The following is an 11746-nucleotide window of genomic DNA, read 5'->3' as shown; positions in this document are numbered from 1 at the left end:
TGGAATGGGTATGGGCGGTTTCCCTGGAATGGGTATGGGCGGTTTCCCCGGAATGGGTATGGGCGGTTTCCCTGGAATGGGTATGGGCGGCTTCCCTAGAATGGATATACCAGTTAGCTATAACCATCATTTCTAATACTTTATATTTGAATGTAGATGACAATAGATAAGATTAACCCTTGCATCAATCCGTTAGGGGCATCTTACCTATTGCCATCTATTAACTTGTACCACCTTTCTTACATAACATCACTTATTCATAGCAAACCAACAGGAACTAGAGCTATATCTGGTTCTGGTGCAAAAAATCTATACAACTTGAACATACTGATATTACTACTCTAGAAAAAGGTGTCTCTTTTACGAACTTACGATCCAAGCAAACTTGAAGATGTTAAATAGACCATCAAAAAACTTAACCTCATGAATATTAAAATTCTGTTTGGAAAATTTCATGTGTGTATTTACAGTTTTCTTTTACTCCCCTCCAAAAAACACAAAAAAGACACACCAATGGCAGGCTATGTGCCTTCGGTGTGTCCGTTTAGCAAGAATTTTAAATTTGTTTAATTGTATATAATTCTTAAACAATTGACATTTATGTACAAGGTTATCTTTATAAAACTTAAATGTCAATACCTCTTCTCATTCAAGTTCTATAAGAAATACAACCTATAATTAGTCTAAATAAAAATTGGAATTGCACCATAGATAACTTCTTATTATTAATAATATGCATTCAGGTTCTTGTCACTTTCATTTAAACAAGCTCTCCCCTGCCAATCAAACCTTTTCTAGCATAATACTATTTCTAGGAGATTGCTTACAAGAAATTTGGAGTTTTTGTACAAAAACCTTACACTCTTTATATACAGTCGAATTCTCAAAACTGCTTAATATATAATTAGCTTCCATATTAATGTTATGTAAACAATAAAAACCCATTTCACAAAACATACTCACATTAACATATCAACTCGCATTAACATGGAATCAGACCTACAAAGAGAAATGTTAATTTCATATCGACATTTTTAATACAATAAGTATACATATTCATTTGATATCATTAGCAACCTTATAAGGTACACTTCTTAATAGAAAGAATTATAAATAGCTAAAGGGCCTACCACTTGGAATTGCACTATAGATAACTTCTTACTATAAACAATATGCATTCAGGTTCTTGTCACTTTCATTTGAACAAACTTTCCCATGTCAATCAAACATGTTTTAGCATAATACTATTTCTAAGAAATTATTTACAAGAGTTCTGGAGTTTTTGTACAAAAACTCCAGAATCTTTATATGCAGCCGTTTTTTTAAAACTGCTTAATATATAATTAACCCCCATATTAATGTGATGTAAACAATAGAAACTCATTTTACAAACACTTTAACATTAACATATCAACTAACATTAACATGTAATCATACACACGAAGAGAACTGTTAATTTTATATCAACATTTTTAACACAATAAGTGTACATATTCATTTGACATCATTAGCAACCTTATAAGAAACACTTCTTAATAGAAAGAATTATAAATAGCTATAGAGCCTACAACCTGGACTTGCAACAAAATATAAAACTTCTAATCAAATACAAACTTCAATCTATTGATAACCTATTTGACAGCTCGCAATTGTTTTTTTTTGACATACTCCCATAAACATTGTAGTTTCATAAAATTTAGATCGGATACTACACTGTTAATATTTTATCTTTTTAGTTGATATGAAATTAACAATAGATATGGTGAAGTGTTTAAATATCAATCTCATGTTAATGATAATATTGTAGGTATTCTTGCCAGGATCGTTTGACAACTGATGCGTATGTTAGTTTTATTCTCTTTATTTATTATGTTATTTGTGCCCACAATTAATTAACTAACATTAAAGAGGTATCAAAAGACTTGTTTAATTGATTGGAATAGAATTTTAGTACATTTGAACTTCATATTAATTAAAGTAATTACTAAACACACTATATAAAAGGGCACACTTTAAGAAAGATACCACAAATACAGCAGTATCTGATAGTTTTTCGGTTGATAAGACATTAACAATTAGCAAAGATCATCACTTCACAATCCTTTCTATGTCAATTTCATATCTCATGTTAATCTCAGTACTAAGCCAAAATCTAGTCCTAAATCAGATGATTTCCGCCTTTAATATAAAAAATGCTGTTTTATATTAGATAAACGATGTCATTAGGCTGTTTAGAAATCACTAGTATTAACGTAACTACATAAATCTACCTCAAGTATTCCATACCGTATTAAAATACTCATACATATCATATTAATCGCAGCATAGAGCGGGAATTAACTCTTAAAGTTTATTTATGTAGATTCTGGTCCTAGATCACGAAATACTACTAAATTAGTAGTATTATTACCTTTTTTTCTAGCTTTTATACATAATAATTTAAGTTTCCTAGTTTAATCTGGTTGTTTTTCCGTAACATCATTGATTATATCCTTATAACTTGTTTACAAAACACCTATATTTCCTTATCATTAATATTAAGTAACATGATTTGTTAATCTCATGGCAACTATCAGTAATGTAACAAACATAAAAGATAGGCATTTCCATTGATAGAACATTACTATTTATATACTTAGAGTTAACAATAACATCAACAAATCGAGTGCATTCTGTATCAACAGTTAATGTTTTGTTAACAAACATTCAATTACATGTCAATTTTACATTTCATGTGAGTTACTGAATAAGTAGGGATTCACATGAATATTATCGAAATACTGTCTAACATGTTAATTTCAGTTCACATGTTAATTACAAATTGGGTGTTCATGAGTTGATTTTTAAGGAGGTAGTTACAATGATTGAGCAAAAAAACGGAACACAAGACCATCAAATTAACGATGATGACATATTAAATGATAATGTTTTCGAAAAAGCATGGCGGATAACGGAATTCTCTAAACTAGTCGGACGTCATCATAATACAGTTTATAATTGGTTCAATATTCTAGAGGAAAAAGGGCTTCACGAAACGTTAAGAACCCAAAATACAAACGAAAAACTCTATAATACTTTAGATCTTGAAATTGCTCTATTTATAAAGCAAAAAAGGGATGAGAAATGGTCTTTAGATGCAATTATTGACCTTTTACCACACCAATTTGATTTAAGACCAGTATCACCAGAGCATCAAACAAGTGAAGTATCTACTGAATTAAACCTTCAAGCCACTGCAGAAATTATTGAAAAAATGGTAACTAAACAGTTAGAAGAAAAAATAAAACATATCCAATCTCATTATGAAGAGAGGGTAGAAAATATACTAAAACAGTTACCGCAACCAGAAGATGCAGAAACCCTAAAATTACGTCAACGCCAAGATAGACTTGATAATTTCATTATTGAGCATAGAGCACGACAGGAACTAAGAAAACAAGCAGAAAGCCTGTGGAATAGTAAATCTGAAGAAGAACGTACTAGAAAAGTAGGTTGGTTTAAAAAAGAGGAAGATTTGGGTAAAAAACAACTCTTCATTGAGCAGTATATACAGGATAATATTATTGATTATATAAAATCTCTTATGAATACTGTGGAATAATAAAAAAGTCTGGATAAAGATCCAGACTTTTTTATTATTTTGTAGTGCCGAACATCTTATCTGGATCTAGAAAATCCGCTAATTCAGCATCTTCATTTGCTCCAGCATCATTATTTTCTTCATCACTACCCATATCGATAAAATCTCCAAATGCAAAACCTAAATCCTCATCCTCATCTATACTCTCGATAGTACTAATTTGAGACTTTGTAAACTGAATTTGGCTTTGTCTTTCTTTAAACTCATTAAATTCTTCAACTAACCCTTTAGATAATCTCGATGGTAATGCATCAGTTTTATAGAACGTATATACACTTCCTAAGAAATCATTCTTACTTACCAAATATCCGTTAAAAACTGTACCATTTATAGGTAGATTATTTGAAACTTCTACCTTAGCATCATCCATAAAGGAATCATTAATGTTTTTTTGCTCATCTAAGATAGCGAGCATACCAAAATGATGTACTTTTGACGCTTCAACAGAACCGTCGTTATTCTTCTTCATCAAATCAATTGGGGGATGGAAAGAGCTGCCTCTTAATGATTCTTGGAACATCTCTATAATTGCATGGCTATTTTCTATCTGGTTCATATTACGTGAAACCTTATTAATTACTAAACAGCCCGTTTTCTCAAGTAAAATACGTTTAAAGTCTTGAGAATCGAGTATTACAGATGTACCAGATCCATTGGCAGCTGTATTTAACTCATGAATAATTTCACTAATGCGTTGATTTGCATAATCTCGTGAATTGGCGATACCTTTTTTCTCATTTTCATTTAATTCCTTAAATTCATCGTAAAAGTGCTGGTTATCAGCAAATACTACAAATGCTACACCTTTTGATTTATCATTTGCTAATTTCCAAATCTCCTGTGAAAATTTATTTACTTGTCGTAATACATCCGGCCCATCTGCTCGGACAGGAAGTGTTACAACAATCCCCATTTTAATAAAGTCTTTGCGCTCAATAGCATTTTCAAAGGCAATTCTCGCAAACTTTGCTTGATTTGCTTTGATTTCAGCCATTGGATATTCCTGCGCAACTTTTTGTAATTCTTGTCTGATTACTGGCTTGTTATGAAAAGCCGAAAATTCTTCAATAGCTTTAATGATTGTAGAAGTTCCTGTTCCTCCACCTAAACCTGCAAAGAATAAAACAAGTTCATCAGAAGGTCTTACACGCTCAGTAATAAATTCTTTTAGTTTTTCTTTTGCTTCCTCATTTGAATCAAGAACTTTTACCGCACGCTCAGGGTTCTTACCTAAACCACCTAATTTAAGTGAAACTTGATTGCTTTTTGGTACATTTTTTAATTCAGCTAGATCTCCATCATTACTATTTAGTGCTAAGCAATTATATACTGCTGTGCCATCTGTATGTGTATATTCCGCAAATTTATCTACCATTCTAGTACCAGCTTGACCAAATCCAACCATCGTCATTTTAACTGCTACTTCATTCTTCAAGAAGTTTTTTGCCATTATTTTATCTCTCCTTATTTACCTTTTTTCTTTTCCCTAACTCAATAAGTACTTGTTGTCCTCTATAAGTTGAGATTAAAAATTTATATGGATGCATAGTCTTTTCATAGATTAAAGACATTGATGATAGCGTACTCACACTTATTTCTGCTGAACGTCTAGATATATTTGTACGTTCAACTTCTAATGAATAGGATTTTCCTTTTTTCTTCTTTACTCTCCTATCAATAACTACATTTTCCACTATTTCATTAATAGATATGCCCCTCATGTACTTTGTCTCTTGAAATTGTTTATTTACTACGTTTCCTATGTATAGAAATACACTGTAGAGTATCTCATCTTGTTCAAGTATATCAGCAAACATGTTTACTACTTCATCTACAAACTTGATTGTTTGATATTTTTCACTTAAAACCTCGTTCAAGTTGTCCCCCCCTTAAAGCATTGGTTAATTATTCCTAGAAACATAGTACATCATTACACGTTGTATATCAAGTCATTATAAATAAAACTTGTATATAGGACTTATATATAAGACTTATAACAAACAAATCAGAAATACCCTATATTTTATAGGGGTTTATATATACGACGTATATATAACGCGTATACATGTTATATCAATCTTAAATTTCATGTGATTTACATTTCAATAAAGAATACTAAAATATCCAGAATAAAATTGATAAAAACACATAAAAAATAACCTCTTCTTATTAACATGAAACTCACAAATATTATTATACGACTTATATGCAAACCTTATATATAAGTCGTATATAAAAATGCCGTTATATCAACGGTAAATTAAATTTTATATATCCATTACATGTTAATATTTTTTTATAAGATGCTTATAAAAACTTTATATACAAACCTTATTTATACACCTTATATAAATCACGTTTAAAATCTTTAATACTCAAACAACTACTATCAGACGTATGTATGTATTTATATTACTAAGGAGATTTCATGAAGATCTTATAACAATTCATACTAAGCTTTTCTTTATTACCTAGTTGTTTTAACAGGATTTATCTCTTATAAGAACGATAATTGTTAATGTTATGTTAATGCACTGTTCTTCACTTAGTACTTGTTAGCTCACATTAATGTATATGTTGTCAGAAAAAATATGCTCTGTGCCTCATTTGAATTCAATTCCTTGTCAATTTCAGTCATTCCTGGAAAGTCATTAAGAGAGGTTGTTAATTTCATATGAACAACAGAAAGCATCTCAAATTATATTCAACATGTTAAAAAGAGAGTCCAAGGTTAAGCTGACTGATGCACAAGTTCTTAAAATTCCTGTAAATAATCTCTTAAACCTAGACATTCTAATAGTATTACGCTAAGAAATTACAACATCACATAAAATTAACAACTGATTAATTTCATGTGAATGTAACCTATATGTTAAGAACCTGTAGACACATTTTTAACGTACTAATGATTTAGTAGAAACAACCATTAATTTTTGTCTAAGTGAATTCATGATCCTATACAAGAGAAAACGCCTAAAAGAAAAAGTTGAATTTTTACACTGAACCAGTAGCAGAAGTAGGAGAGGGCACTTCACCACAAACAAGAAGTTAACTTTCGAATAAATGATAGAGAAAATTACTCTTTGTTATCAAAAAGCCTTTTTATAATCCTTGAATAATATGCATTTACATGCTCCGCTTGATTTCGTTCCTTCACTTGAACTTCATCAAGCTGTAGAACCAAATTCGGTCTCGTTTACTATACAAAAAGGTTGCCTCATAAAAGGAAATCCTCAATATAACGAGGTTGGGATTGATGTTTGGGAAAGCATTCTTCAGGTATCATTAATTGATCATGGAGAGTTTTGGAATGCTCTAAAAAACTTTTTACACATTAATGTACTGTCTGTATTCGAGTTAGAACAATTAATAAAGGTTAAGTTAAATAGGTGATAATAATGGAATTCGAAGAACATATGAAATATATAGAAGAAAATAAAGAAGAACATTTTCAAGATATAAATCTGTGAAAACGAACTTGTGATTAGAAAGAGAGGCATAAATGTAAACGTCAAGTAACTCCAAAATATACGACAAAAGTTAATTGTGGAGTTATTTTTTGTTTTCTTTGTACTGTGATAATAAAGTTATTTAATACACAACATAGTCATTTGAAAATCTTTCTTTCAAGCAGTTCAAAAGGTTTTTTTAACTTAATACAGAACTATATATATTAGGTGGACATAAATTGGTTCGGATAAAAGTAACATGAATAAGGAGAAAAATTCCGATGGATTGCTTAGTTGCAAAAGGTAGTATTTATTATGAAACCGTAGGTAATGGTTTTCCAATATTAATAATGCATTCAATGGGTACAGACCATAAATCTATGAAAGCTTGGATAGAGCCAATTTTTGATGAGATTCAGGGTTTTCAGAGAATATATATAGATTTACCTGCTCACGGTCGAAGTTTAATTGACGAAAATTTCAACTCTTCAGATGATATGCTTTTAAATATTTTGGATTTTATCAATATGACAATTCCTAACCAAGCATTTTCTCTTATTGGTTTTTCATTTGGAGGATATTTGGCACAAGGTGTTTTGCACCATAGACATAAAAATGTAAAGAGTATTTGTTTGCTGGCTACTTCACTTCATTTGAAAGATAGAGATCTTCCTAAAAAAATAGTCGTTACAAAGGATGAAGATTTATTAATAGAATTGGATTCTGATATAAGAATGGCTTTTGAAACATTGATGAATTATCAAAATAAAGAGAACCTTAAATACTTTTTAAATGAAATCCAACCTGGACGATTGTTAGCTAATAAAAATTTTTTAATGTCAAATTGGAGAGAGAAAGGGTATTTTCTTTCTGAAGAACCACTTAATAATGTAGGTACACTTACACAACCTGCACTCATCATTCTAGGGAAACAAGATTCTATCTGTGGGTATAAAGATCACTTCTTTCTTCTAGAAAAATTTCCGAATGCTACGTTTTCCATTTTAGATGGTGCTGGTCATATGCTTCAGATAGAAAAACGAAAAATAGTACAAGGACTAATCAAAGACTGGCTAATTAGGAGCAATTCGGTTTGCAAATCAAGCGAGTAAATGCAATCACTAACTTCTTTAACCTAATTTCCATATCTATTGCTTGTCAGTTCATTTTGTTGTGCTTTAACTAACAGGTGCTTTAATTCAATAGGAATTAAATAACTTTATTATTAATTTTTGAGTGCAAATATAATTAAATGGATAGAAATTAAACAACTTTAAAGAGCCTTGCTACAATAAAATGTGCAAGGCTTATATATATTTCATAACAAAATTCAATAACTTTATTATTGCTTTATATGCTTAACTTTTTTCTTAAAAAGGACTTTTGAGATAGATTCTATTGTTCTGTCCTAAGTGTAGCGACTTGAAAAAATTTCCAGTTTATTGTTTTTTTTATTCTACTACTAAAGTTGTAAAAAATCTAGTCAATATGTAGCAAGTATCATTAATTGAAAAAATGTAAAATAAATTTAAGAATCCAAATGTTGAAGGGAGAGAGAAACCAATTGGATAGGGAAAATAATAAAAAACTTGTGATAATCACTGGGGTAACACAAGGATTAGGTCGGTCATTAATTGACCGTTTTTCTGAACTAGGTTGGTTGATTGTTGGATGTGGCCGTTCCAAAAGTAAGATAGAACAAATCAAGAGACATTTTGACAACAAACATGATTTTCAATCCATTGATGTTTCGGACGATAAGGCTGTTAAAGCTTGGGGAGAATATATTCTTCAGCGATACGGTGCACCGGATTTACTTATTAATAATGCCTCTATTGTAAATAAAAATGCAACGCTTTGGACTATTTCTTCAGAAGAATTTGCAAATGTTATGAATATCAATGTGAATGGTGTAGTCAATGTGATAAGGGCATTTGTACCGGCTATGATTCATAATAAACGCGGGATCATAATCAATATTAGTTCAAGTTGGGGACGGTCCGGTGAGGCAGAACTTGCACCGTATTGCGCGTCCAAGTTTGCTATAGAGGGTTTGACCCAATCAATGGCACTAGAATTGCCGAAAGAATTGGCAGTAGTTGCACTAGATCCAGGCGGAGGCATTCATACTTCGATGTTACAGTCATGTGCACCAGAGTATGTATCGAGTTCTCCAACAGCTAAAGCTTGGTCACATGTTGCTGTACCGTATATGCTAAGTATCACATCTAAAGACAATGGAAAATCACTTACTTGTCCCAAGGTTTCCTAAAGTATTATACCTTTATTAATACGAATATACACTTTGGTTTGGTGGTGAATTCTTTCGGTAAATTTGATAATTCATTGTCGCACAAGGGAGATGTTCACCTAAAGGTTGTCTGAAGGGTTTGAAATGAAGTTAAGAGAATTAATAGGAGAGATTAAAAAATTAAATTCGGCAGACTTTATGTAGTAAACTAAAAATCCCAATATGAGAGGGAAATAAAAATGAATATTTCTGTTAAATATCAAGAAAAAGTTAAACCTGATTTAGAACCTAATGAACAAATTATCGATGTCTTTACTGGAAGAACTGCCCCTACTAATTGGGTGATGAAACTTCTTCCTGAAATTTCTTGGCTCACTCAAGAGAATATGCCAATTGTTTTAGTGATAATAAAGTTGTTTAAAAAAATGTGAGTCATTCTATTCAACAATCGGGCGCTATTGTTGAAGAAAACTTAGATTTTTAAACGACTTTATTATCGGTACACATCAAAAAGTATAACAATTTATCCCACTACTTTAGGGCAGTAAGAGCCCGATTGGTTCAACTAATCCATCAGTAGGGATGAAGAAAATCCCTACTGATGGAAGTTTCACTTTATCCTGCAATCTCAGCCGAAGAGAGCCCCTCATGAATATTTCCGCTTACAATGATAGAATGTCCCCAAAATATATCTCCATCCAAAAAGAATATTTCAAAATCACCTTTTGAATAAACGCTTATGCTGCTTAATGTGATGGAATCGATGAACATTTCTTTTGTAATTTCGTCGATTTCTGCTTCATCATCATCTTGTAGCCATTCATTTGCTAACTCTACCAGTTCTTTTGCAGCGTACATTTTCATTTTCATGTTCCATTCATCTTGCTCTTTGAAAAGTGCATGTGCTGTTTCCAGTGCAGACTTCATCATATGCTTGTCTTCATTCCAATCAAAATATAAATGACTTTCTTCACCAGCCCAAGACATTCTCTTTTCAAAAGTTTTCACTCTTTTATCAAGTTCAAACTCGCCCAACATCTCATCATGATAAAAAACCGGTTTCATCGCATCTTGTAAGATGATTTCCAACTCATCATCTTTATATGGTGTTTCCAAAACCTTAACAAGCATCAATGAATTTTCTGACTTGCGCACCTGTAATGTTACAACTGTATTTGCTGTCAAAATGTCTTTTGATTTTCTCCATTCTGCATCATCAACCAACCATGCGAGTCGTATGTCTTCTTTTGTAATCGTTTCATTGTTATGTAAGTCTTTCCACGCAATCAAATCAATTGACGCAGTCCACAAAATGTTGTCACCGCCTCTTGATGCACCAATTCCTAATGCCCCTGTGACAGCTGCTATTTCAATCACATTTTCTAAGAATCTATTTTCAAATCTACTTATTTCACTTGATTTACTCAATTTCGTACACATTCCCTTCATCGCCCACAGGCATAAGTACTTTGTGAGTTTTTCTGTTTTATTATAATTGGTCTATGTTTTGTAACAAAAACGAATGTTTATGTCACGTTTGTATTTAAAAATAATGAGCTTCATAACTCTTGAATTCATTGTAACAAAATACTGTATCAAAAGTAATTTGTTACATTATTAATCTCAACTATTTTGTTACAACAAAATGTATTTTTGGAAATAAAATGGTTCATCACCAAAAGACGGGGGTGACATATAGATAGATGTCCATGTGATTTTGAAAGAAAGTTGCACCATTTTGAAAAAAGTCATACCGTTTGTAAAAAAGTTTGATCAAAATCCTGTGTTGATGTGCAGGATTTTTTCTTATTCAGCAATCGGGCTATTTAATGGTGGGAATAGTCCTCAAACTGGATTTGATTGTTCGGGATTAATGCAATGGGGATATGGAACACAGGGGATTAAATTACCACGCACATCGCAAGATCAATACACTAGTACTACACGTATCGAAAGAAAGGCTCTTCAACCAGGAGATTTAGTTTTCTTTAAAGGAACGGTTCCAGGCAAATCAGGTATTACTCACGTTGGTATGTATATTGGTGATAACAAGTTTTATAATGCTAGTAATTCCGGAGTTGGTGAGGCTAGCTTAAATAGTACGTATTGGAGTAAATATATTGCAGGATATGGTCGAGTTAAATAAAAAATGTATTATAAGGTCCCACAAAAAGAACTGAAGTCTAATATGTGATACTGAATCTAAAGTAATTAAAGATATATAAGATATACTACACGACAACACATGTTATTTAATAATGTAGTTTTAAGGTGTATTAGCACTTTGCTTGATACGCCTATTTTTTATGGTTTTAATCACTAATTGGGGGACCGCCACACATCCATCAACTTAAGGATTTAGACTATTCTTGAAGTTAAAAGCACGTTACTATTCTCTTATGTTAA

8 protein-coding genes and 1 pseudogene are annotated in these 11746 nt (G+C 31.5%); 6 read left to right on the top strand and 3 right to left on the bottom strand.

Annotated elements, in window-relative coordinates:
* Positions 1-2860: 2860 nt before the first annotated feature.
* Complete coding sequence (locus tag BAU28_RS08305) at positions 2861-3601, top strand: MerR family transcriptional regulator (protein WP_071718309.1); 741 nt, start codon at positions 2861-2863, stop codon at positions 3599-3601.
* A 34-nt stretch (positions 3602-3635) separates the two neighbouring features.
* Here BAU28_RS08305 and BAU28_RS08300 read toward each other — a convergent pair whose 3' ends face one another.
* Both BAU28_RS08300 and BAU28_RS08295 read right to left on the bottom strand, forming a co-directional pair.
* The gene (locus BAU28_RS08300; RefSeq protein ID WP_025151201.1) at positions 3636-5090 is read right to left on the bottom strand and encodes an FtsZ/tubulin family protein; all 1455 of its coding nucleotides are present in this window, start codon (positions 5088-5090) and stop codon (positions 3636-3638) included.
* Positions 5091-5094: 4 nt separating this feature from the next.
* Positions 5095-5517, bottom strand: a complete 423-nt coding sequence (locus BAU28_RS08295; protein WP_002175004.1) for a hypothetical protein — start codon at positions 5515-5517, stop codon at positions 5095-5097.
* Positions 5518-6754: 1237 nt separating this feature from the next.
* Here BAU28_RS08295 and BAU28_RS30880 point away from each other — a divergent pair.
* The 4 genes and pseudogenes from BAU28_RS30880 to BAU28_RS08275 all read left to right on the top strand — a co-directional run.
* Positions 6755-7033 (top strand): annotated as a pseudogene (locus BAU28_RS30880) (hypothetical protein); the annotation flags it as partial.
* Between the two features lie 337 nt (positions 7034-7370).
* Complete coding sequence (locus BAU28_RS08285; protein ID WP_071718308.1) at positions 7371-8201, top strand: alpha/beta fold hydrolase; 831 nt, start codon at positions 7371-7373, stop codon at positions 8199-8201.
* Between the two features lie 428 nt (positions 8202-8629).
* On the top strand, positions 8630-9361 hold the full coding sequence (locus BAU28_RS08280; protein WP_083594617.1) for an SDR family oxidoreductase: 732 nt from the start codon (positions 8630-8632) through the stop codon (positions 9359-9361).
* 218 nt (positions 9362-9579) lie between these two features.
* Positions 9580-9771 (top strand): hypothetical protein, encoded by a 192-nt coding sequence (locus BAU28_RS08275; protein WP_071718306.1) that lies wholly within the window; start codon positions 9580-9582, stop codon positions 9769-9771.
* A gap of 184 nt (positions 9772-9955) precedes the next feature.
* Here the strand turns inward: BAU28_RS08275 and BAU28_RS08270 are convergent, their stop codons facing one another.
* Complete coding sequence (locus BAU28_RS08270; RefSeq protein ID WP_071718305.1) at positions 9956-10789, bottom strand: DUF2262 domain-containing protein; 834 nt, start codon at positions 10787-10789, stop codon at positions 9956-9958.
* Positions 10790-11078: 289 nt separating this feature from the next.
* Between BAU28_RS08270 and BAU28_RS08265 the strand changes: the two genes are divergently transcribed.
* Positions 11079-11486 carry a C40 family peptidase gene (locus tag BAU28_RS08265; protein ID WP_244158089.1) on the top strand — a complete coding sequence of 136 codons (408 nt, stop codon included), beginning with the start codon at positions 11079-11081 and terminating at the stop codon, positions 11484-11486.
* Positions 11487-11746: the final 260 nt, after the last annotated feature.

This window comes from Bacillus paramycoides, from assembly GCF_001884235.1.
In the GTDB taxonomy this organism is placed as follows: domain Bacteria; phylum Bacillota; class Bacilli; order Bacillales; family Bacillaceae_G; genus Bacillus_A; species Bacillus_A paramycoides.
Note: the sequence above shows the minus strand (reverse complement) of the source record. Positions and strands in the feature narration are given on the sequence as shown.